Annotated in this window: 19 protein-coding genes and 2 pseudogenes; 5 read left to right on the plus strand and 16 right to left on the minus strand. The window is 35.1% G+C overall.

Going from position 1 to position 23,446, the window contains the following annotated elements; translation table 11 throughout:
- Positions 1 to 48 precede the first annotated feature (48 nt).
- The 6 genes and pseudogenes from HRG09_RS16815 to HRG09_RS16840 all read right to left on the minus strand — a co-directional run bounded on the left by HRG09_RS16815 (position 49) and on the right by HRG09_RS16840 (position 7,003).
- The gene (locus tag HRG09_RS16815; protein ID WP_174102054.1) at positions 49 to 1,809 is read right to left on the minus strand and encodes a sigma 54-interacting transcriptional regulator; all 1,761 of its coding nucleotides are present in this window, start codon (positions 1,807 to 1,809) and stop codon (positions 49 to 51) included.
- A gap of 110 nt (positions 1,810 to 1,919) precedes the next feature.
- Positions 1,920 to 2,828, minus strand: a complete 909-nt coding sequence (prpB, locus tag HRG09_RS16820; protein WP_174102055.1) for a methylisocitrate lyase — start codon at positions 2,826 to 2,828, stop codon at positions 1,920 to 1,922.
- Between the two features lie 16 nt (positions 2,829 to 2,844).
- Positions 2,845 to 4,281 carry a 2-methylcitrate dehydratase gene (gene prpD, locus HRG09_RS16825; RefSeq protein WP_174102056.1) on the minus strand — a complete coding sequence of 479 codons (1,437 nt, stop codon included), beginning with the start codon at positions 4,279 to 4,281 and terminating at the stop codon, positions 2,845 to 2,847.
- A 98-nt stretch (positions 4,282 to 4,379) separates the two neighbouring features.
- Positions 4,380 to 5,498 carry a citrate synthase gene (gene mmgD / locus HRG09_RS16830; protein WP_174102057.1) on the minus strand — a complete coding sequence of 373 codons (1,119 nt, stop codon included), beginning with the start codon at positions 5,496 to 5,498 and terminating at the stop codon, positions 4,380 to 4,382.
- Between the two features lie 422 nt (positions 5,499 to 5,920).
- Positions 5,921 to 6,211: pseudogene (locus HRG09_RS16835) on the minus strand (HesB/YadR/YfhF family protein).
- Positions 6,212 to 6,223: 12 nt separating this feature from the next.
- Positions 6,224 to 7,003, minus strand: a complete 780-nt coding sequence (locus HRG09_RS16840; RefSeq protein ID WP_309232207.1) for an MFS transporter — start codon at positions 7,001 to 7,003, stop codon at positions 6,224 to 6,226.
- Positions 7,004 to 7,286: 283 nt separating this feature from the next.
- Here HRG09_RS16840 and HRG09_RS16845 point away from each other — a divergent pair, with 283 nt between their 5' ends.
- The 3 genes from HRG09_RS16845 (at position 7,287) to HRG09_RS16855 (ending at position 9,125) form a co-directional block, all read left to right on the plus strand.
- Positions 7,287 to 8,117 (plus strand): helix-turn-helix domain-containing protein, encoded by an 831-nt coding sequence (locus HRG09_RS16845; RefSeq protein ID WP_174102058.1) that lies wholly within the window; start codon positions 7,287 to 7,289, stop codon positions 8,115 to 8,117.
- A 60-nt stretch (positions 8,118 to 8,177) separates the two neighbouring features.
- Entirely contained in the window at positions 8,178 to 8,513 is a 336-nt protein-coding gene (locus HRG09_RS16850; RefSeq protein ID WP_174102059.1) for a hypothetical protein, read from the plus strand.
- 81 nt (positions 8,514 to 8,594) lie between these two features.
- A complete protein-coding gene (locus HRG09_RS16855; protein WP_174102060.1) occupies positions 8,595 to 9,125 on the plus strand; it encodes a hypothetical protein in 531 nt (176 codons plus the stop codon).
- 40 nt (positions 9,126 to 9,165) lie between these two features.
- Here the strand turns inward: HRG09_RS16855 and HRG09_RS16860 are convergent, their stop codons facing one another.
- Entirely contained in the window at positions 9,166 to 9,921 is a 756-nt protein-coding gene (locus tag HRG09_RS16860; protein ID WP_217448075.1) for a hypothetical protein, read from the minus strand.
- Positions 9,922 to 10,316: 395 nt separating this feature from the next.
- On the opposite strand from HRG09_RS16860, the gene HRG09_RS16865 reads away from it, so the two are divergent.
- Entirely contained in the window at positions 10,317 to 10,940 is a 624-nt protein-coding gene (locus tag HRG09_RS16865) for a hypothetical protein (protein WP_174102061.1), read from the plus strand.
- A gap of 77 nt (positions 10,941 to 11,017) precedes the next feature.
- On the opposite strand, the pseudogene HRG09_RS16870 reads toward HRG09_RS16865, so the two are convergent.
- Positions 11,018 to 11,161 (minus strand): annotated as a pseudogene (locus tag HRG09_RS16870) (N-acetylmuramoyl-L-alanine amidase); the annotation flags it as partial.
- A gap of 173 nt (positions 11,162 to 11,334) precedes the next feature.
- On the opposite strand from HRG09_RS16870, the gene HRG09_RS16875 reads away from it, so the two are divergent.
- Positions 11,335 to 11,475 carry a hypothetical protein gene (locus HRG09_RS16875; protein ID WP_174102062.1) on the plus strand — a complete coding sequence of 47 codons (141 nt, stop codon included), beginning with the start codon at positions 11,335 to 11,337 and terminating at the stop codon, positions 11,473 to 11,475.
- A 218-nt stretch (positions 11,476 to 11,693) separates the two neighbouring features.
- Here HRG09_RS16875 and HRG09_RS16880 read toward each other — a convergent pair whose 3' ends face one another.
- From HRG09_RS16880 to HRG09_RS16915, 8 genes are all read right to left on the minus strand, one after another.
- Positions 11,694 to 12,758: an N-acetylmuramoyl-L-alanine amidase gene (locus tag HRG09_RS16880; RefSeq protein ID WP_174102063.1), complete on the minus strand. Its 1,065-nt coding sequence runs from the start codon at positions 12,756 to 12,758 to the stop codon at positions 11,694 to 11,696.
- Positions 12,755 to 12,994, minus strand: coding sequence for a holin (locus HRG09_RS16885; RefSeq protein ID WP_174102064.1), 240 nt, complete (start codon positions 12,992 to 12,994; stop codon positions 12,755 to 12,757). Before HRG09_RS16885 ends, HRG09_RS16880 begins: the two co-directional genes overlap by 4 nt.
- The gene (locus tag HRG09_RS16890) at positions 12,994 to 13,197 is read right to left on the minus strand and encodes a hemolysin XhlA family protein (protein WP_098165964.1); all 204 of its coding nucleotides are present in this window, start codon (positions 13,195 to 13,197) and stop codon (positions 12,994 to 12,996) included. The genes HRG09_RS16885 and HRG09_RS16890 overlap by 1 nt, the downstream gene beginning before the upstream one ends.
- 57 nt (positions 13,198 to 13,254) lie before the next feature.
- On the minus strand, positions 13,255 to 15,441 hold the full coding sequence (locus tag HRG09_RS29005; protein WP_309232211.1) for a BppU family phage baseplate upper protein: 2,187 nt from the start codon (positions 15,439 to 15,441) through the stop codon (positions 13,255 to 13,257).
- Between the two features lie 4 nt (positions 15,442 to 15,445).
- Entirely contained in the window at positions 15,446 to 17,872 is a 2,427-nt protein-coding gene (locus HRG09_RS16900; RefSeq protein ID WP_174102065.1) for a phage tail spike protein, read from the minus strand.
- Complete coding sequence (locus tag HRG09_RS16905; protein WP_174102066.1) at positions 17,869 to 18,552, minus strand: distal tail protein Dit; 684 nt, start codon at positions 18,550 to 18,552, stop codon at positions 17,869 to 17,871. Before HRG09_RS16905 ends, HRG09_RS16900 begins: the two co-directional genes overlap by 4 nt.
- Before the next feature lie 2 nt (positions 18,553 to 18,554).
- Positions 18,555 to 22,802 carry a hypothetical protein gene (locus tag HRG09_RS16910; RefSeq protein ID WP_174102067.1) on the minus strand — a complete coding sequence of 1,416 codons (4,248 nt, stop codon included), beginning with the start codon at positions 22,800 to 22,802 and terminating at the stop codon, positions 18,555 to 18,557.
- Between the two features lie 178 nt (positions 22,803 to 22,980).
- Entirely contained in the window at positions 22,981 to 23,442 is a 462-nt protein-coding gene (locus HRG09_RS16915) for a hypothetical protein (protein WP_174102068.1), read from the minus strand.
- Positions 23,443 to 23,446 lie beyond the last annotated feature (4 nt).

A 23,446-nucleotide genomic window follows, 5' to 3' on the forward strand; every position in this document is an offset into this window, starting at 1 on the left:
AAAACGTAAAACTGTCTAGACAGTTTTACACTTGATATAACAAATTGTCTAGATTTTGAATCGGGACAATTTGTTATACAGGGTCGCCCTAGAAATCCCTAACAACGCTGCTGCTTTTGACTTATTTCCTTTGGCTTCTTTTAAAACGCGTTCAATTAATCCTCTCTCTTCCTCTTCACGCACAACTTTCATCGCTTCTTGTTTTGCAGGTAAGGACTGAATCATAGGTACTAGTTTCTTTTGCTCCATATCCCGATAATAAAATTCTTCTGGTAAATCCTTCGCTCGTATATGTGCATCATCTGATAGTGCGAATAGCCTTTCTAACACATTGATTAATTCCCTGACATTACCTGGCCAGTTATAATGGAACATACGACGCAATACTTCTTTATCAAGTGTCTTTTCTTCAGCACCATACATTTGACATAACTTTTGTAAATGTTCTTCGACAATGAGTGGTATATCTTGTTTTCGAAAGCGAAGCGGCGGAATATGAATCGGAATAACATGAAGACGATGATATAAATCCTCTCTAAAGGTTCCTTCTCTAACCATTTGTTTTAAATCTTTATTTGTCGCTGCGATTAACCTGAAATCAACAGGTATTGGATGTGTACCACCTATCCTTTCTATTTCCCTTTCTTGCAAAACGCGTAAAATTTTCACTTGCGTTAATAGAGACATATCGCCAATCTCGTCTAAAAATAACGTTCCATGATTTGCAAGCTCAAACTTTCCTGCCTTCCCGTTCTTTTTCGCACCCGTAAAAGCCCCTTCTGCATAACCAAACAATTCAGATTCTAGTAAATTATCAGGAATGGCAGCACAGTTCACGCTAATAAATGGACCATTTTGCGTTATACCTGCATCATGTATAGCTCTTGCGAATTGCTCCTTACCAACACCACTTTCCCCAGTAATTAACACCGATGCTTTCGATCCAGCTGCTTTTCGGGCCATTTTTTTCGTTTCAGAAATTGTTTGGCTTTCTCCAAGAATATCTTCAAATCGAATCTGCTTCTTTTTCGGTTTAGAAAACGTTGGTTGGATTTTCCTATCCTTTTGATCAAATCGCTCTAGTATTTTGTAAATATCTGAAATCCCTTCATGAATCAGCATCCCTACTGCACCAATTACTCTTCCCTGCTTCCAAATTGGCATGCGGTGTACAACTAAATTCTGCCCTTGCAGACGATGCACTTGATTTCTTTCTGGTACTCCCGTTTTTAATACAACTGGCAGGCGCGTATTCTCAATTATATTTTCAGCACGCTGTCCAATTGCCTCTTCTTTCGTCACACCGACAAAGCGACTATACGTGTCATTAAACATTTGAATAACGCCGTTTTCATCCACAATTGCAATGCCCTCATATGCAGTATCAAAAGAGAGTCGTAGCCATTCAATCACACGCCCTGCTTCTTCCAATTGTTCTTTTATATGTTTCTGAAAAGCGAAAAGCTCATTTTGACCAATAACCCCTTCTAGCACTCCGCTTTTTTCATTTATCACATAAAACGGTACATGTTGAACCACTTCCATTGCATTCACTCTTGTTCCCTTGTGAAAAGATTTATCTATAATCATATGAACTAATGTACTTTCATCACTATTTTCTTTCACCCACTGCACACAATCTAGTAATTTCACAATACCTATTATTCTTTCTTCCTCTAGTACAGGCAGTTCATCAGTTTTTGTTGCGATTAGTAGATTGATTGCCTCTGCAACCGTATTACTCATTTTCACAAACTGAAACTCTTTATTCAGCCATCTTCCTACAGAGTAATCTTCTATAGAGTTCATATGTTTCCACCTCTTTTGCAAGCAATTAGGAAATATGAAAAGGCGATGACTCTTCACATCAAGCAGTTGTTTTTGCCAAAGATGTATCATCATCGCCTTTTCCCTTTGTTTTATTGATCTTCAGATAAAACTGTTTTTGCAATTCCGTTATCTAATTCTTCAAAATCATGATACGAAATTGTTTCATATAATTCACTTCTCGTTTGCATATTAGATAGTCCTTCTTTTTGTGAGCCTGTTTCTTTAATAAGTGTGAATACACGCTCATATGCTTTTGCTGCAACGCGAAGTGATGTAACCGGATAAATTACCATTTGGAAGCCCATATTTGCAAATTCTTCTGCACTATAATATGGTGTCTTTCCAAACTCAGTCATGTTCGCAAGTAGTGGAACATTTACTTTACTGTTAAATAAACGGAATTCCTCTTCAGATTGAAGCGCTTCCGGGAATATAGCATCTGCACCTGCTTCTACGTAAGCAATTGCTCTTTCGATTGCTGCATCCAATCCTTCAACACCGCGAGCATCTGTACGTGCTACAACAACAAGTGTTGGTGCTACTTCTTTAATCGCTTTAATCTTCTGTACTAATTCTTCAGTGGAAACTAGTTTTTTTCCATTTAAGTGTCCACATTTTTTCGGTAATTGTTGATCTTCAATTTGAACAGCAGCTACATTTGCTTCTACCATTTCTACAGCTGTTCTTGCTACATTTAATACTCCGCCAAATCCTGTATCAATATCAACAAGAAGAGGTAAATCCGTTGCTCTAACAAGATCTCTTGCTCGTTCAGCTACTTCAGTAGACGTTACAATTCCTAAATCCGGCAACCCTTTACTTGCTGTATAAGCAGCTCCTGATAAATAAAGAGCTGAAAATCCAGTGTTTTTTGCAACAAGAGCAGCCATTGCATCATGTGCACCAGGGATTTGTAAAATTTCAGGTGCTTCTACTAAAGCTCGGAATCGATTAGCAAGCTCTTCTTGTGTTGACTGTTTATTCACAACCCAAGCCATTTCTATTCCCCCTATTTTAAATTAAGAAAAGGTCTACAAATTCATTTACATTCATATTTTCTAGTTTTTCTTCATTTAGACAAGCTTCATGAATTTTTTCTTGTTGTTTACTAGAATAATGACCTGCCATATTTGCAGTGAATTTTTGAACAACTTTTGGAATCGCTTCGTCTCTACGGAAACGGTGGCCAAGTGGGTATTCACATTCCACATTTTCTGTTACAGTACCATCTTTAAAATGAACTTGAACAGCGTTGGCGATTGAGCGCTTGTTCGGATCAAGGTAATCTAAACTGTACTGTTTGTTTTCAACAACAACCATCTTATTACGTAATTCATCTACACGCATGTCAGCTGCTACTTCATCCTCATAATCATCCGCGACAATATCACCTTTTAATAAACCAATTGCCGTAATATATTGCAAGCAATGATCGCGGTCAGCTGGATTATTTAATGGACCTTCTTTATCGATAATACGAACTGCTGATTCATGTGTCGTAATTGTAATACGATCAATTTCATCTAGTCGTTCTATCACTTCTGGATGTAATTTGACTGCACATTCCGCAGCTGTTTGTGCATGGAATTCTGCTGGATATGATACTTTAAATAATACATTTTCCATTACATAAGAATCTAAAGGTCTTGCTAATTTTAATTCTTGTTTATTAAACAGTACATCTTGGAATCCCCAGCCTGGTGCAGATAATGCTGTTGGGTAACCCATTTCACCTTTTAGAGCAGTCATTGCAAGATGAACACCACGGCTCGTCGCATCACCTGCTGCCCATGATTTACGTGAACCAGTATTTGGAGCATGACGATATGTACGAAGACTCGAATTATCAATCCAAGCATGAGACAATGCGTTAAAAATCTCTTCACGTGTACCACCTAGCATTTTTGTAACAACTGCTGTTGTTGCTACTTTTACATATAATACATGATCAAGACCAACGCGGTTTAAACTATTTTCTAATGCAAGTACACCTTGAATTTCATGTGCTTTAATCATCATTTCAAGTACATCTCGTACTTTTAATGGCTCTTTCCCTTCTGAAATACGAACGCGGCTAATGTAATCTGCAACAGCTAAAATTCCACCTAAGTTATCTGATGGATGTCCCCATTCTGCAGCTAGCCATGTATCGTTATAATCTAGCCAACGAATCATACACCCAATATTAAAAGCACCTTTTACTGGATCAAGTACAAATGACGTTCCCGGTACACGTGTACCATTTGGCACGATAGTCCCTGGTACAACTGGCCCTAATAATTTCGTACACTCCGGGTATTGAAGTGCTAAAATTCCACATCCAAGCGTATCAAGTAACACATAGCGAGCTGTACTGAACGCTTCTGAGCTTGTCACCTCTTTGTTTAGTACATAATCCGTAATCTCTTCTAAAATTGCATCTTTTTGTTTAATTTCATTTGTTTTAATCATGCTATTCTTCCCTTTCTGTCGAAAATTCGTTATTATTAAGGATGGGTGTCGATCAAACACCCACCTGGCGGGCGGCTCTAACAACTCCCCAGTTGTTTTTATTTGCTAAGCACATGTCGCTCGCCGATATAATTTACACGTGGACGGAACAATCGATTATTTGCATGTTGCTCAATCACATGCGCACATAAGCCCACCGTTCTTGAACTGAAAAAGATTGGTGTATATAGTTGAATTGGAATACCTAACATCCAATACACTGGAGCTGCATAATAATCTAAGTTCGGATAAATGCCTTTTTCCTTCTCCATAATCTTTTCTCCAGCTTCACACATTTCATATAATGAATAATCACCTTTTACATCACATAACTGTTTTAAAGCTTCTTTCATCATAAGTGCCCTTGGATCCATCTTCTTCATATAAACGCGATGTCCAAATCCCATGATTTTTTCTTTGTTATATAATTTCTTTTGCAGTAACTCTTCAAATTTCTCAACATTACCTGCCTCTAACAGCATGTACATAACCGCTTCATTTGCACCGCCATGTAAGCTTCCTTTTAAAGATGCAACCGCACCAGTTAAAGCACCATATAAATCTGATTGAGTAGATGCAATCACGCGTGCTGTAAAGGTAGAATTTGGCATTTCATGTTCGCTATATAAAACTAAGGAACGATCGAAGATTTTCTCTTCCAGCTCCGTTGGTTTTTTGCCAGTTAACATATAAAAGAAGTTCGCACTATACGATAATTCTTTTAGAGGTTGCACAGGCTCTTCATTGTTTAAAATATGGTAACTATTTGCCACAATATTCGGCACTTTGCTTAATAACTTATAACCGCGATCTTTATTCACTTCTAACGAACGATTTTCAATATCGTTATCGTAACCAGCTAATGCCGATACACCTGTACGTAATCCGTCCATCGGATGTGTCTCTTTTGGCAATGCTTTTAAAACATTAAACACACCTTCTGGTACTTCATACTCTTCCTTCAATTTCTTTTCAAGCGCCTGTTTTTCATCCTCATTTGGCAGATGTTCTTCTAGTAAAAGGTGCACAATATCTAAATACTCTTTTGTCTTTGATAGTTCAATTAAGTCATATCCTTGAATAACAATTTCACCTTTTACTGTGTCAAGAAACGAGATTTTCGTCTCCGCTGCGACTACACCATCTAATCCCGGGGAAAATTTTTCTTCAGCTTTCATTATCATTTCCTCCAATCCTAATAGATCTTCGTGCACATAACTGTAAGCCTTTACAATATCGTGAAACTACATTTCTATTTCAATGTATCAGAGTTTTTAGAAGATTTCAATTTATTTTATAATGATAAGTTTCCTATACTTTTCCTACTGTAACAAAACTGTTTTTGAAGAATAACGTATAAGTTTTTTTCCAGTAAATCCCATGATACTTTATTTTCTTTTAAACCTAAATATATTAATTTTTAATATATTTCTATATAAAGCTAGTAACACAAACTATTCACTTCCATATATTTATTATCTTTTTAAACACAGAAAAAAAGCGAGTTGTATCTACATCCAACTCGCTTACACATATTTTATATACTGATATTAATACAATATAATTTTCATATAAAATATTTTTATTTTTAATAAAGTTATTATTTTACATAATTAAATTCAATTTCATCCATTTCCACATGATAACTTACTACTAAATCATAGTCTCGGAAATACCAAATGTCATCTGCATCGATGAAAAATTGGATTCCATCCTGTTCAGTAGATGCAGCTATATCTTCTGGTTCCTCAGATGTTAATCCTAAAGAATAACCAGATTGAATGGTACTATTTCCACCATATCACACAACAAAACGTACAATATCACCGCTCTGTAAATTCATTTCTTCTTTAAACCATTGCATGCCTTTAGGTTCAATTTGAATGTTCATCTTATTGCCTCCTTATGCAAGTTCCTTTTTGGTTAATCGCTGTTTTACAAAAAACATAAAAATCAAGAGTGCTACCACTCCTGATATCGCACTACCTGTAAATAAAATACGATAACCGAAAAATTGTGAAACAAACCCTAGTAAAATAGCACCAAGTCCAATTCCTAAATCGAATGCTGTAAAGAAAGAAGCATTTGCAATTCCTTTTTTACTTGGATCAATAATTTTGAGCATCGCAGCTTGCAAAGTTGATTGTGCTGAACCAAATCCTACTCCATATAAAATAGCTGCTGCTACTACTCCCATTAGTCCATTTGAAGCTGTTAAAACAAATATAGCTAACACTGTTATAAATAAAGCCGGAACAATTATTAATACTTCTCCATATTTATCTGATAATTTCCCTGAAATCGGTCTGACGATTGTTAGTGCAATTGCATAAACAAGAAAGAATGTACCTGGGTTCACATCAATAGATGTTGCAAACAATGGTAAAAAGGTTGTAATTCCTCCATAGGCAAATGCTAAAAAGAAAATAACAATCGCAATAGGTAAAATAGATTTTTCAAACAACTGTATTTTCCCTTTTTCTAATTGTGGTGTAAACGGTATTTTTGTCACAAATGCGAGAAATAATGCAACGAACGACAATAATGTAGCTAATAAGAATAGGCCCTGGAAGGAATAACTTTGTATCATCCACAAACCAATCATTGGTCCAACTGCCATTGCAATCGTCATTGCCATTCCAGTAATACTGAAAACAACAGTATTAAAGGTTAATAAAAACACTTATATATCAACGTTTTATGTAGTTTAGAAAATCACAAATAACTTCTAAATTTTACTCATTTGTTACCAAAACGTTACCACAACAAATAATAGATAAAACAAAAGAGCACAGCGTGTATAAGTAGTGCTACCAACACTCTTATACCGTCCGCCTACTCACACTAGGCAAACACTTGCTGTACTCTTACGAACTATTTTACAGTACGTAAGGGCTCCTAGCAACAGTTTGCTTACAATTGGCATTCTGTTGCTTTTTTTGTTAACACAAAGGAGCCCGTGTCTAATGAAAGAACGTATTGATGTTATTGCAAGTGAAGAATCCTTCCACAACTTATCATCATTCACAGAAGTAGAAGAATTAAATAAAACTGTACGTGCATACAGAGACATCATCCGTATGTCTATTAAGCGTACCGATGTACAATCTAAACTCATTGCACTACTTGAAATTTTAAAACGCCACAGCTGCAAATATGTAGGTGTTAGTTTCCTATGCAAAAATTCAATCGCTGACATGATGGAAGTATCATATAAAACTGTACAACGTTTAGTGAAAAAACTCGTTGAACTTGGCATGATCAACCAGATATCTATGAAGCGTAAAAAAGATATGTTGCAAACTGCTAATGCTATTGTTATTCAACCTATTGTGGAAGAAGTGTCCGACAAGGAACGAGCTAAAAGTCCTATAAAGTGTCCGACCATTAAAACAACACCTGTTTCCTTAAAACAAAATATAAAAGATATAAACAAACGTAATAGTAAGGAGAATAGCAATACACCTGAAGAGAATATTAAACAAGCTGATTTTGTTGCTCACTGGGTACCAGAACGTTTTGTTTCTTTAGTTCACTCTTTTTATACTGAATCAAAAACAATTCAAGAACTGTGGAAGGTTGTAAGACAGTGTAATAGAGTTGTTAATTACACAACAGGAGACAAAGCATTTGATAAAGACCAGGAGCTTACTATTGGCTTAAAAGCTATTAAAGAGTTTGTTATGAAAGTGAAGTCTGGAGTAAAAATGAAGAATGGTAAATTCGCTTATTTTAACGGTATCGTAAACAACTTAATGGACAAGTACTTCTTTGACCGTGAATTTATGGGAATGTAATATTTACAGTTGTTTCATGAAATTGATATGATTTAGGTATTATTTCAAGGAGGTCTTTTCATGAGTTATGATACAGTCGCATCATTACAACGTATGGAGCAATTGGCGCAAGCCGAAGCTGCAGCAGGAAAAAGATTAGTTTTAAAAAGATTTAACACAACTTTAGATACATGGTTGGCAGTTATTGCAGTTATTTTATTCATTCCTACTTTCACTTTTTCTTTAGTAGCATTAGTGATTTATTATTTTACAAAGGAATTTTCCGCTAAAACATGCTTAGTAAAAAACATAGCAACTGGTGAAAAATTTTATGTTAATAAACAAGAATTTAAACAATACAAGAAGGATTTTAAAGCCAAGGAAAAACAAGTTAGAAAAATATCTGATTTGAAGTAAATAAAAAACCGACTTACAAAAGTCATTTTTTAGCTGTTACATTATAATAGTGTTATTTTTTTTGGAGAAAGGATGTTTCTTTTGAAGGATTTTTTAATAAATAACTGGACTGGTGTTATTAGTGTTATTAGTTTGATTTTATCTTGTTTAGCATTATTTTTTAATTGGCAGAATACTAACATTAACAAGAAGAAATTTAAACATGAGCAAGATGATAAAAACAAAGCTAATATAGTTTGGCAAGAGGTAGGAGGAAATAGTAGTTTAGACGGTATTAAATTAATAAAAATAAGTAATATAGGAAACTCCGATGCAAAAAACTTTCGAATCACTATCAATGATAAAGAATTAGAAAAAATACAAAAGAATGATATAGTACCAGGAGATTCATATCCAACTAGTTATTCCTTTGACGGACTAAAATTAATTGATTCGGATAATAATTTTGTTCCAACTGAAACTAGTACAGGGTTATCAGTTACATTTGAACTTAGGTCTAACCTTATTAGTAGTCAATTCGTTACAGTAAAATTTATTTGGGATGATGAATTTAAAGAGAGAAGAGAAAAAGAATTTAAATACATACCTGGAAATACTAAATTGGCTAACTAATACTATTAAAAATCCGACTCCACATGGGAATCGGATTTTTTTATTTATCATAAGAGTTCTCCAATACATCAGCTATATAATCATACATATCTATAACCCTCATGAACTCCTGTATATATGGACCAGCTTCTTGTTCTTCTATCTGCTCTTTCAATCTCAAGATTTTTTCTTTTTTCTCTCTAAATTCATCCGCAATGGATTTCTTAATTTCATATTTTTCTCTATACCCTTCCATTTGTAAATCTGCAACTCTTAGCAAGAAATTAGTGGATAGATAATGAAATACCTCGACAAACTTATTTTTCGGTGAATTATCTACCGTAAAGGGATCCAAATTCAACTTAGGTAATTCACCATCATTCCCTGAAAAAGGAATATTTTTAGGCATATATCTATTTTTAGATATGTATAAGTTTTGACATGTATCGTTAATAGATTGATTATTTTCAAAAGAAATATTTATTATTTGATGTGCGAACATATTTCTTATTTTTCTAATTCTATCTAAGTTTTTATATTCGTCTTGTGAGATTAATCCTAAATAATAGCACGCTTTGATTTTCGAACTAAAATTAGAGAGTGCACTATTTCCCTCAAATAAATCTTTATCAATATCTTTTTCCTTAATCATAAATTGTTTTAAAATGTCTTTTAACTGTATTTCTAGTATTGAAGCGACAATGATAGCAATAGCTCTATCGCTTTGATTAGTAATCTCTTTTTCTAACTCTTGACGCCATTGTATAGGGTCCATTTTTTGATATAATTCATTCAGCTTTGTTTGATTAGTACTCACAAATCTCCCTCCAAATATACCAATATATACCTAAAATAACATGTTGAAGTCCTAGTTGTAAAACAAAAAAGAGCGCTCTTTGGTCAAGTTTTCTCTTTTTTATTAATTTACTTTACATATACTATATAAGTTTCATTTACAAGTATATAATATGTACTGTTCTTACTATTGTATACTCTATATTGTGGTGAACCGTTAGTTAGTAAATTAAAAGCCGACTCATAAGAGCCAGTTTTCTCGCTTTGTAAAACAAATTATTCGTGTGTGATAAGGACAAACACTCTTACAAATCAAGAATGATTACCTTGTACGATAGGTAAACATACAAGAAAAACGAGTTCATTTTTCATTTATTGTATTATGTGTAATTTATAAGTAAAGGAGTGTGATTATCCGTGAGCTTAAATAACGGAAGAAACTGTAACCATTCTGCGATTTCTTGTTCTGTTCCTGGTTCCGTTTCCGTTCCTTTTCCGGCTTCAGCGCCTTCGACCGCTACAACTTCCCAATTATTTTTTACTCCATTGCCACCAAACCCGCCTCCTATACCTCTTCCAGAAAATACGAGCAATATCACGATTATGGAGTTACGAGTCCCTGCCCAAGCGGTAGCAAGAGTAGCGAGACAAAGACCGCAAGTTAAACTAGATGCAACAATCGCTACAGAAATTCTTGCATTTCCAGGAGACGATGCTTTTTTTAGTGTCAATGACATTACGTATCAGTTATTCCGTAATGATGTACTACTTACAGATACGCTTGTATCCGGTAATTATCGAATTGCAGGGGAAGAGGACCTTTATACCTTTAATTCTACGTTTACGTGGGTAGATCTTCCACCAGATCCAATATTACCACCAAACCCGATATTACCAATAGACCCTATACGTTATCGAATTGTAGCAAATGTAGGCGATTATTTTCATGTAACAAGAGCTCAAGTTAGAAATCGTGGGTTTACTGGTGTGATTCATCCTACTGGTCCTATACTTCCTGCCCTTCCTACCGGTCCTATCTAAAACGGAATAAACAAAAATAAAACCGACTCCGTTATAGTTTGCAGAGCCGGTTTCTTTTTCATGGGTTAACGTACAAATTACTTTACGCTCACATACGCATCGCTAGCCGTAATGTAGTACGTGTTTCCTTTCGAATTGTGTACTTTGTATTGTGGTGATTCATTGACATTTACTTTTTCATCGATTGTAAATCCTAGTCCTGAATCTAAAGTTCCATTCACTCTCCCTCTAAAATTATCGTAAGGAGCATTATTTGTATTAGTTCTATATCTAGTAGGAATCATTCTATCATGTAGAAATAAAATAATAGGTTAGTAAACAAGCAGTTTTTTTACTACAACATAGAATAATATGACCCTTAATTGAAGGGAGGTATAAAAAATGTGCTGGGAACATGATTGTTGGAAATCTAAGGACAAGCATCATTGTGATTGTTGGAAGTGTAAGGAAGATAAGTGTCATTGTGATTGTTTCATTATTTGTTGTTGTTGTTGTCGAAAACATTGGTAAGATTTTCAATAAGCTTCATTTATAGTAATATATTTAGTAATTATTAAATTGCATTTTGCGTATAATACAAATGACATCTAGAGCAAGCACCATAGAAAAGTACCATCTTCAACTGGGGAAGATGGTACTTTTGGTTTTATATGAATACATTGAGAATTGACTACATATAATTTTTAATAGGTTCAAGAGAAACCACAAGAAAAAGGGCATTCCTCCCAATTCAGAATGCTCTTTTTTCATTTCCTACTTCACATATACATAGGCTTTATTTGCAGTAACATAGTATGTTTTACCTTTGCTGTTGTGTACCTTGTACTGCGGAGAACCATTCACCATGACTTTTTCATCAATAGTAAAGCCTAAGCCTGTATCTAAAGTACCAGCAACATTTTTATCCTGCCAAGATGGGGAATCATAGAAACGTAGGTTGTCCACTTTGGATACAACACGTTTTCCTACAATAGAAGAATCTACTGTGCTTTTCTTATCAAATTTCACATAAGAAGCATTATATTGAATCCATTGATTTCCTCCAAGATTTAACCATCCATCTTTTTCAGACCACACAACATATGATTCTGGTTTGTTAAGTTGACGAATTACAGAATAGCTTGTATCTGGTCCTTTGCGTAAGTTGACATTATAACCATTAATGTATGCCACTCCATCCGTTACTGCTGTTGGTACTTCTTCTGGTTTAGATGGTTGTTCTGGAACAGAAACATCAACATTAGAATTATTGTATGCACGTTTTACATCAGCGCGGAATTGCACTTCTGATACACCATGACTACGTAAGTAATCTAATGGGTCTTCGTGGTCAGTACCGCCAAGATGATGCGTCACATCGCTATGCGTCCACAATCCTTTTTCTACACTAATACCACGATCACGTAGAATTTTAGCAAGTAACTTCACGTATTTGTCATAGCTGCGTTTAAATTTCTCGTAATCTCTTGTTTCACAAAGTTCAACATGTACAAAACGCTTATTAGCACCTGGACCCGCACCATAAGCAATATACTTTGTATTAGCAATTTGAATTGTTTCATTCCAATCTACTGCATAATGAACGAAAGCATTACGCCATGTACGAGTTTCATATTTTTGAATATTAATAGCTGGTGCTTCTAGAGTTGCTGTAGAATGTGCTACAACACCCTCATAAGCACCCACACCATAGCGATATGGTTGTTTTGGTAAATCTGGAATAATTAAAACCCTGTCAGCAAATGCACTCGTTACAATCGATAATACTAAAACAATGGCTAATAAAACCGATGAAATCCCCTTTAATGTTTGTTTCATTTCACATCAGCATCCTTTTTTAAAATTTTTGTGTGGTCAAATAATCCACTTGCTGACAGTCCGATGATGATTCCTTGAAATACATTTGTTTTGATATCTCCGCCCAAAAATAAAACGCCTAGCACAATGCCAAGCGTTAAATTTAATAACGGAATGTATTTTGTTTGTAATCCAATCGTTTTTGCAATTTGTGAAAGACCAACAACAATTCCAATCATGACAGCTAAACTAATCATTACATACCACCTCCTTTCAATAAGAAAGCGAGAATAGCTGCGATGATTCCACCAACAATACTTTTCACAAGCCAATTTGTATTATTGAGGATTTTTTCAATGTTTTCTTCAATTTTTGCTACTTTGCTTTCCACAACAGCAAGGCGTATCTCTACGTTCTGCATCTTGGATTTGTTCTCTTCACACTCTTTACATTTATCCACTTTGACCACCCCTTTTTAGGCAAAATAAAAAAGCCTGCTTTTGCACGCTTAAACTTGTTAGATTCTTTTTATTGCCACTCTAGTTTCATTTGCTACGAACGCGGTGTTGTCATCGTGCCATACAGAAACCTTTATTTTTTGACCTTTAGTAAAGTACCACGTATAAACACCGCCAACACGACCAGTCATACCAGGGAATCCATTTCTAGTTGAAGCAATTGGTGAAACGTCTCCGGCTGGAAAATGAAGGTATAGAATTATCTGACCCTTATCCCAAGCAATCGTACCTTCCATAAATGCTTCTATTGTATACATTCCAGTTTCGTTTATAGTGTAACTAGTACCGTCGAACGTTGCCGGGTTATCACCTTGCGTGTAATTAGGTTTTGTGGCGTGTTTTAACGTTCTGTAATCGCCAGCCGAATAACTATTTTTAACATTAGTCCAAAAAACGCTGACCGACTTTTCGCTACTCGCCCCCATCGGAATCACGTTAGTTATTTCAACTTCTAAATCAGTACCAGTTGCCACATTATGCATAACTAAATATGAATCATCAGTTGTACAATGAACAGTTATAAGTTTTCCTTTATAAGTACAACCACCTTCGGTTTCGTATACCCATGCATTTACGTCTGGTATATCGTTAGGGAACTTCTTTCTAATTGCTGTTCTTAATGATGACTTTGTATACCTTACCGCATCTTTAAGTTGTCCAAGGCTATCAATAACGCTTAATCCTGGTCGCGTGTTTTCAGCGCCTTGCATCAAAAACGTATAACCACTATTAACGGCGATACCTTGAGTTTTTTCGAACGGGTCTTTGGTTGTTTGTATGTCTTTTTCGATTGGAGTACCTGGTGTCCCTTTTGTGATGTCACTCCATTTGTAAATATACATTTTTACGATTCTACCAGAACTATCTTCTTCATACGTGTAAAATTGCTCCCCGTCCCTTACTCCTAACGTTCTTCTACCTTTTAGCATATAAGAACTAGTTATTGTGCCTGTTTCGAAATTAAGGATACGATAAGACGAATCTGCTTTGGTTCTTACAATGAAATTAGTTTGTTTACCAGTACCGCTATCAGTTTCGAAGTAAGGCAATGATTCTGTATAACTATTTGGTTCTATTGTATATCTTCTTGTCGCTAGTGGTTTTCCGGTGTAATCGAATTTATCGATACGAGCTATAGTACCGTAATCTTGATAGTTAGCGAAAATTTCGCCTGTCTCGTCTTTGATATTTAAACCTTGTAACCAACATTTAGAACCTTCAATCATTTGCCAAAATGGTATTTTAGCAATAACATTTACTTTATTTAATTGGAAAAGTGGATCTGTCATACTACTAATATCTGTATTTATTTTATTAATAGCATTCTGTGCATTTGTTAAATCCGTTGTAACTTTTACTAAGTCTGTTGCAACCTTAGCGACATCTTTCATATTCGCATGTTCTTCCCAACCAGTCCATCCATAAGTACCGTTGTAGTAATTTGTAAAGAAGGCTCCTTTATAATCCTTTGCAATTACAAACCCGAACTGAGGGGCATTTAAAAATGAAATACCTCTCCAACTCATTTTGCTAGGTATATTCCCATTCTGAACGGTACCAGAACAGTAGATTGTATTCATCCCAACTCCCTTATTCGCAATTTCATCCAAAATATTCTTTGATGTTTCACTAACAGAAATAGTTGCTGCACCTTTATCGGTTGTGATTTTTGGTATTTGAACACCCTTATCATTAATTAAGGTTGTTAACTCTGCAACTTTGTTCTGTGCTTCCACAATTTTTTTATTTGTATCATCAATTTCTTTTCGATACCCGGCAACACTCTCTAATGCTTTTTCAAAATCAGAAATATAGTTATCTATATTGATGTTCCCTTGTTTTACATCACGACTTAACACGACTTTTATATCTTGTGTAGTAAATCTTTCTTCACCTTTTTCAAAGGCAAAATAAGCCACCCAGACACTAGCGGAAACGGCTGCTGCTGAAAAGATATATTCAAAAACACCATTCGAAGCATCTATAATTTTGCAATCATCACGAATAAAGCTACCTAAATTGCTACCAGCTTCGTATTTAATCGTATATCCAGATAAATTGCATGGATAACCACCATCTTTTAAAAGTACAGTTAATTTCAGACCGTTTTTATCATTAATTCTTGAAGTAATAACCTTTGTAAAATGAGGGTTTGCTATATCTATTGTTAGTGTTTGCGTCTTCACTTTATCACACCCCTTTTCTAAGACGTCTAGATGGTTTTCTGATGCGTTTTGGTTTATTTCTATGTCTAATGTTCCCTTTAGGTTGTATCGGCTCTAATTCTTTGATTCTAGCATCTGTTTTTGTTACATACTCTTGAAATGCTTTTGTTAATTGCGAAACCATAGAATATACACTTACACCTGTTTCTTCTGCTTCATTTGGAATTACAAGCCCATAATGTGTTGGGATATCATTTGTTGTTAGAATCGGATCTCCTTCTTTTCGATTCATACGCATTTCATAAAGTTCTTCCATGTCTGTTTTAAGGTTGTATTGTTTAATATCCCAATCCATTACTTTCTCTAACGAGCTAAATTGTATATTACGAATGTTCGTCTTGTATTTTTTCTGAGAAGAAACTTTAAAATCAGAAGCCATGACTCCATTCCAATAAGTCCCTAGTCCGCTCCTCACTTGTAGATAAGTACTGTCAGTTGTACTTGAATTTCGTAATAAAATACTTTGAAACACAAGATCTGTTTCTCCAGCTGGTGAAAGTCCAAGACTTAATATTCGTTTCGCTCCCTTTGAAAAATAAAAATCTTGAGCACATTTAAAATACATATTTCCATTCATGGAATTAAGGTCAATGTTATTCTGGGATTTTATTTGCATGTCATTGCCAGAATTCAGATACATATTGAAAGTTTTAGCATTCAAACTAACGGTGTCTTCTGCATATATTGATGCGTCTCCTTCTTGGTTCAAATGCAAGGCTGATGCATAATAAACTGTAGGATAATCAGAATAACCTCGCATTAATCCTAAACTAGCTGTCTTCTTCCCATCTGCTGCGTCAGTGAGTTCTAGCATTAATACATTATCAGTATCAGCATCAGCATTACCGCCTAAAATGAAAGTTGGTTGTAATACGCCATATCGGTTATAGTAATACCCTAGAAAAGCCCGTACTTCATTTGATTCATAGAGACGTATAAATTGCTTTGTTAGATGCACATAGTTTGTACTATCAGATGTTCTTAAAGTAGCACCACTTATTTCTCCACCTTTAATTAAATTCCCGTTCATTGTTCCAGCAGTAATGAAATCAGCGACAATTCGCCCATCCATAGTTATGGCCGTTGAATACGGTCCATTAATCCCTGTGGAAGAATAGCCAAAACCATTAATATTCCATTGCCAAACCCTTGAAGCAGTCATTTCATCTTTTGTATCCATAATTAAAATTCTATCTGGATGAATTCGAACATGACCACCAAAACCACTATTAATAAGATTTGTTGCATGCTCTTTTGCTGCATTTAAAATATCATTTGGCATGTTTGATATTTCATTTTCCATTTGATCCACTTTACCAGCTATATCAGTAAACGATTTTTTATAATTTCCTATTGTGATACTCTTGTATTCTTTTTTTATCGGATCATACTTATACGATATAACTTTAGCTTGAATATGAATCCCATCTTCAATGTGTTTGACAGTAACTGTGTCACCCATCCACACTCGTTGTAATACTGCATAGTTTTTATATTCTTCAGTCTGAGATAGCTCTTGAAATTCAACTTTATATGTTGCTTTTGGTTGATCCACATGCTGAATGTCATACATTTCCTTAGCTTCTGCACGCATCCGTTTATAAGCTTCTTCAAGTGGAATAGCATCATCATCTTTAGCATTTTGACCAACTGCTGCTTTTATATGATTAAATTCCACAACTCTAATTTTAGGTTGAGGATATTTATTTATATTAGGACTGTCCACATATTTCTCTGGTAGCAATAAGCCATCAAATCCTTTAGGCATGATACGAGTAACAGGACTTTTCCAATCCACATTTCCCTCATATCCAAGTAAATCTTTCTTATGTTGAATGGTAACTCCTCTATCCATTCCGCGATTCTTGAGCATTTTCACATCAAAGTTATCTCGTTTTAATTCACCGCCCCAACGGTTTATAAAAGAGTTATCCTGACTATTATCTAAAATCGCTTCGACTGGATTTTTCCTTACAATACGCGCGTTTGCAATGCTTGGTATGTCTGAATAAAAAGTAAAAGGATGCTTGTATTGGCATCCTGCGGACAGACGACTCATTGCTGCATTTCCATTTGTAGCCTGAATAAATATATCTTCAATTAAATTTTCCGTTAAATCATAGAAAACATGATAACACTGTACTCTTATTTCACCCATACTAATTGTTGGTGTAGCAATTCTAAATAATTGATTACCATCAGGAGTTGGAGCTTTTACAATGCACATTCCTTCAATTTCTAATCCATGAGAAGCAAACAATGGATAAGAAAAACTTAATGAATATAAACCGTTTAGTATTTCTTCAACTTCTGCATCGTAAATTTTTGCATCTAATACACCAAGACCATTATGAGTAAAATCTGTTTCATTTGGTTTATATAAGGTAATCATACATATCTCCACCTAGGTCTAATTGTTATTGATTGGACTGTACCTGACCAAGATATTCTATTGCTCCCAACATTAAATATTGGGAAATCACCAACCATTTTATTATTCATAGGTACTGTACCTATATACGCTTCTAAAATTTCAGAATCAACTACTACAGAACTTTCAATATCTTTAAGTTGGAAAGTAATATCATTTATAGTTATATTGACTGTACCTTTCGCAACAATCCACATTTTTGGTTCTGATTCGAATGTACCGGGGTTATATATTAATCCTTGTTCATAAATTGTAATGCTTTCATCTTCTGCATATTCGAAAGGATCCAATGTGAATTTCACCTCAAAATAACCGTATTCTTCAATATCATTTTCTATATCGTCTATCTCTACATTTTTAATCTTCCGATAAACAATATCATCGTTGAAATGAAGTATTTTTCCATTCAAAAGCCACGATTTCATACGACGAATTAAAGGTTTTATATTTTCATCTTCCAGCAAGTTAAATTTAATTGTAAAAGGGACGTCTTCATACGCCCCTTTCTTTGTTAGTGAACCATGCCTTCCTGGTACTTCTATATGCTCAACTTTTCTTTTAGCTGTTGGAATTTTGGGACGCTCTACCATTGACAGTTGAAAATCACTAGCTAAAAATTCATCTATCCTTACATCCAGCAATGTTAGTTCCTCCCTACTCCTAAGTTTAAAGTTTTTCCTCTTTGCGCAAACCAATCATCAGCTTTTTCAAACATATTATCAATATCACGTTCATTTCTTACAGTGTTATAAAAATTAACTGTGGTTGGTCCATTCTCAACCTTTTGTATAGACTGTACTGATCTTGCGGCTACTGATGAAAGATTAGAAGAAATGGATTCTTGTTGCTTCTTATTATACATATCAAAATCTTGTATATCTGGCTTTGCCCATTCTGATATATTTTCAGCTGCTTTTTGAATCGATCCCTTCATACTATCCATACCAATGACAAGACCTTTACCAATATTTTTACCGACCATATCACGCATCCAGCGTGATGGAGAGTGGATATTTAGTGCATCTGTAATGGTGTCTTTAATGCCGCCTGCGATTTCTGTCACTTTGTCCCACACTGCGCTTGCCATTGAGCCAATACCTTTTATGAGTCCGGAAATAATATCCTTACCAATCTGCCATAAGTCAATATCTTTAAGGGTATTAAGTATCTTAGGTACGATATCAGTTAAAATCGTTGAACCGAGTTGTCCTGCCATACTGATAATGCCTTTGATTAAAGACCAGATTAATTGAACGCCAGCTTCAAGGATTTGCGGTAAATTTCTAATCAGCTCACCTACTAAAGTGGTGATAAGCTTTAAAGCTGCTGCAACTAACTCTGGTAGGATTTTTACAATCCCTGCAATTAATGCCATTAAAATCTTTACACCTGCTTCAATAATTTTCGGCAAGTTTGCAATTAACGTTTCTGCGATTTTAGCTATAAGTGTTAAAGCTGCATTAATTAACTGTGGCAATATCTTAATAATCCCATCAATTAATGCCATCAGAATTTTAACACCTGATTCAATGATTTTCGGTAAATTTTTTAAGATTGTATCAGCTATTTTTGTTATCAAATTAACCGCTAAATCTATCAATTGTGGCAAAATCTTAATAATACCGTCTATTAAACTTGTTAGTACTTTAACACCAGTTTCCACAATTTGAGGGAGATTGGCTGTAATTGCATTTATTAATGTGGTTATAACAGTAATAATTGCTAGGGCAATCATAGGTAAAGCTTGCGTAATACCTGTAATCAATGAAACTAATAAATTTATCCCCATTTGAATTAGCTGAGGTAAAAATGACATAATGCCATTTATTATTGTTTGAATAATCGTTACAGCAATTGGTATCAACTGTGGAATCATCTGCATAATTCCGTTTATTAAAGTCATAATTAACTGTAATCCTGTTTGGATAATTGTAGGTAACACTAAAACGATACCAGAAATTAAAGTTTGGATAATTTGCATTCCAGTTTGAACAAGTAAAGGCAGATAAGTAGCAATTGATTGTGAAATAGTGTTTATTACATTAACCATTGCTTCCAGAATTATTGGGAGTGCTAAGACTAATCCATTCACAAGATTTGAAATAATTTGCGATCCAGTTTGAAGAAACTGTGGTAGTACCGTTGTAATGAAATTAGCTATATTCGTGAAAATATTTGTAATGGTTTCAAGGATAATCCCTGAATTTGCATTTAGATATTCTGCAATCGCTGGTAGAAACCTAGAAACTGAAATAATTACTCCCGGTAGCCCACCGATAATTGCAGCCGCTATTGATGGACCAATTGTTTTGAAAATCTCGCCAATTTGACTAAAATCACCTTGAAAAGCCAACTTAACTGCATTAAAAAGTCCAACAATTACTTCTCTAATCTTAGCTGTAGCTTCACCTATTTTTTGAGCTGCATTTTGAAAACCTTCTGGCAAATGGGTAATCCAGTCATTTAGATAATCACCATCTGCTGCAGTCCAAAATAAATACTTCCCCAATGCGACTAATGCTGTAGAAAAACTTTGAATACTACTCACTACAGAAGTAATGCTATTCTTAAATCCTTCGTTATTTTGCCACAAGTGTTTAATTCCAACGACAAGACCAGCAATCGCTGCAGTAGCGGCTATAACTATTCCTACCACGATTCCAACTAGACCAGCAACAGCCCCAATACTTAAACCAAACATACCAGCAACACTGGATAAGGTTATAAATACTGGGGCTAACGCCATACAGGCTCCAACAAGGATACCAAGAGCAGTAACGATTGTTGTTAAAGCTGCCGCTAATGCTGGATGTGCTGAAACCCATGTAGCAAATGCAGCCACAACCTTGGCTATTACGGCTAATACTGGTTCAAGAGCCATTTTTAAATCTGCCATCGCTTTTTGTAATTGAACTGCAGGTGAAGCGTCCATCTTTTTTATAGCATCATTCAATTGATCTTGATTTTGCTTACTTTTGTCCTGTACGTTAGCTAAACCTTTATATACGGCAAGCATATTCTTGCCTTGATCTTCCCACTTTGTTTTAAAGATTTCTGTTGCAAGAGCATTTTGTAATGATTTATCCTTAATTCCATCAATCCACGTAGCGACTTCAGCCATCGCTTTTGAACCGCCTTCGCCACCTTCAGCAACCGCTTTTCCCCATTCTTGCATTTTTTCAGTGGACATTTCTGTACCTACTAATAAATCAGAAAGAGCCTTTGGAACTTCTTGTCCAAAAGCCGCCATGTTAATTCTGCCTTCCTTTACCCCATCATTGAGATTATCCAGGTTCCAGCTCTTTGTATTTATCCCTTGCTCAAAAATAGATTGTATTTCTTTGGCATTGAATCCAGCGTTTTTCATCTGCATTCCATACTCTGAAACCGTGTCTAATTGTTCAGGTGGAAATCCTGCTTTTAATAGAGAATTCATTAAAGCAATAGCTTGTTCGTTTGATACACCTATCCCAGCAGCAACTTCGTTTGTTTCTTGAATTAACTCTGCAAAATCTACTCCTGCATAGGAATTTGCAACAACAGCCGCGCCTTTTACAATAGAAGCATTAACTTCATCAGAAGCATTTTTATTTAATGCCCATTGTCGCCGTGTGCCTTCTAATGCTTCTTCCACATCAACGCCATATGCTTCTATACTTCTGACAGTCTCTTCTACAGATCGTTTCGATGACTCTGGAACCTCAAAAACCACATCTATTTTTGTTTTTAATTTAGAAGTATCAAGTGCTTGTTCAATAGCTCCAGATATCCCACCAGCAGCAACCATTCCACCTAACATGTTTTCTAAATCAATATCTAATTCCCTGAAACTTTGGCTAGCGCGTTCTGCTTCTCGTGAGAGTTGTCTTAATTCATTTCGAACATTCTCAATAGAGTTACCATCATCAATAGATCGTAAAGAACGTTGTAATCTTTCTATATCTGTTTCTGTTCCTAATGCTTCACGACCAATTAACTCAATAGCTTGTTCTAATTGTCTAGAAGATGCTGTACCTTGCCGAATAGCGTTTGTAAGATTACTCCCTAATGCATTAGCAAAATGATCTACACTTGTACCAGTCGCTCGAAAAAGAGTCTCTAATTGTTGGGTTGTACTAGCTACTCTTCTACTTTCATTTTCTTGTTCTTGTAAACTTCTATTAGTTGCATCGATTTGATTTTTTAATTTTTGTTCAGCAGTCATTGCTTGCAATAATTTGGTTTCGTACTTCTGTACTTCAGCCGAATTTTCACCATAACTTTGCTTAGCTCGATCTAATTGTTGCTGGTAATTTTGAATTTTACTTGTTGCAAGTGTATGTTGTTCACTTAAATTACTGATTTTTAAACGAAGTTTGTCAGTTTCAGAAGCATTTTCACCAAGCTGCGCTCTTTGTAATTCATACTGTGCTGCTAGTTTTGAAGAAGAAGCTTTTAATTCTTCCTCTGCTCCTTTTAACTCTTTTAACTTTTGTATAGCCTTTGCAGACTCACTTGTACGTTCACTTTCAGCTTCTCTTGCTTGTTTTAAGCTATCAGAAGTTTGTTTTATGCTGTTTGCAAGTTGTTGCTCTGTAATTTGTTGGCTTCTTAATTTCGCTTCTAATTTTGCAACTACAGTTGAATTTTCACCGTATAACTGTTTTGCTCGTTGAAGATGTTCAGCAGTTGTTTGTGTAGCCCTTTTTGCTACTGCATATTGTTGAGATAAGTTTTGTAATTTTGCTTGTAACTTTTCCGAATCCGTTGACGTCAACTTCATTTGTTCTTGTTGTAATTTCATTTCTTGACGAAGTTTCTTTGACTCTTGATTCATCCCTCTTATTGCGGCATTAAATTCTTTATCTTGCGCTCTAAAGGTAACTTCAATTTCCGAATTATTTCGTGCCATTTTCTCACCTGCCTTTACTTTGGATTGTTACTCCAAGATTTAAATGCTGATATCCCTTCATAAATGCGCTCAACAGAAGCTATTGGTTCATGCCAAAAAGTCTCTGAATCAATTCTAGAGACTAGACAATATAAAACGTATTTATCCTCCACACATTCAAGATTAATCTTTGGAGCCTTTACTTTTTTTCGCCTTTACTTCCAGTGCTTGTGTTTTTCTGAAATTCAGCAGCAAATTTATTTGGATCCTGGCTGATTACATCAACAACGAGCTTTGCGTATAATTCCATTGATTCCGCTAACGAGTCATGATATTTTCTTAAAAATTCATCGAATGATAAGTCAGTTTTTGGATTCGCGCCCTTAAATGCCAGGTAAATAATTCTTTGAATGCTAGTTTGATCGATCTTTTCAAATGCAGATAAATCAGAACTATTTCCTTTATCAATTCCTTCTAATGCCTGGAATTTTAATAAATCACTAATGATTGAGCTCTCAATTAATCCTTCTTCTTTTCCTTTTTTTAATGCATAATTTGTTAAGAATGCTGGATACTCTTGTTCATTCACAAAACGTTGCTCGTACTCGCCATCTACCTTTACGAATTCAATATCTTTTAATGTAACTTTTTGGATTTTCATATAC

The organism is Bacillus sp. Xin1, from assembly GCF_013314535.1.
GTDB lineage: Bacteria > Bacillota > Bacilli > Bacillales > Bacillaceae_G > Bacillus_A.

Coding starts and splice junctions, on each gene's coding strand:
- HRG09_RS16815 (WP_174102054.1), bottom strand. CDS start 1,809: ATGAACTCTATAGAAGATTACTCTGTAGGAAGATGGCTGAATAAAGAG.
- prpB (WP_174102055.1), bottom strand. CDS start 2,828: ATGGCTTGGGTTGTGAATAAACAGTCAACACAAGAAGAGCTTGCTAAT.
- prpD (WP_174102056.1), bottom strand. CDS start 4,281: ATGATTAAAACAAATGAAATTAAACAAAAAGATGCAATTTTAGAAGAG.
- mmgD (WP_174102057.1), bottom strand. CDS start 5,498: ATGAAAGCTGAAGAAAAATTTTCCCCGGGATTAGATGGTGTAGTCGCA.
- HRG09_RS16845 (WP_174102058.1), top strand. CDS start 7,287: ATGAAAGAACGTATTGATGTTATTGCAAGTGAAGAATCCTTCCACAAC.
- HRG09_RS16850 (WP_174102059.1), top strand. CDS start 8,178: ATGAGTTATGATACAGTCGCATCATTACAACGTATGGAGCAATTGGCG.
- HRG09_RS16875 (WP_174102062.1), top strand. CDS start 11,335: ATGATTGTTGGAAATCTAAGGACAAGCATCATTGTGATTGTTGGAAGT.
- HRG09_RS16880 (WP_174102063.1), bottom strand. CDS start 12,758: ATGAAACAAACATTAAAGGGGATTTCATCGGTTTTATTAGCCATTGTT.
- HRG09_RS16885 (WP_174102064.1), bottom strand. CDS start 12,994: ATGATTAGTTTAGCTGTCATGATTGGAATTGTTGTTGGTCTTTCACAA.
- HRG09_RS16900 (WP_174102065.1), bottom strand. CDS start 17,872: ATGATTACCTTATATAAACCAAATGAAACAGATTTTACTCATAATGGT.
- HRG09_RS16910 (WP_174102067.1), bottom strand. CDS start 22,802: ATGGCACGAAATAATTCGGAAATTGAAGTTACCTTTAGAGCGCAAGAT.
- HRG09_RS16915 (WP_174102068.1), bottom strand. CDS start 23,442: ATGAAAATCCAAAAAGTTACATTAAAAGATATTGAATTCGTAAAGGTA.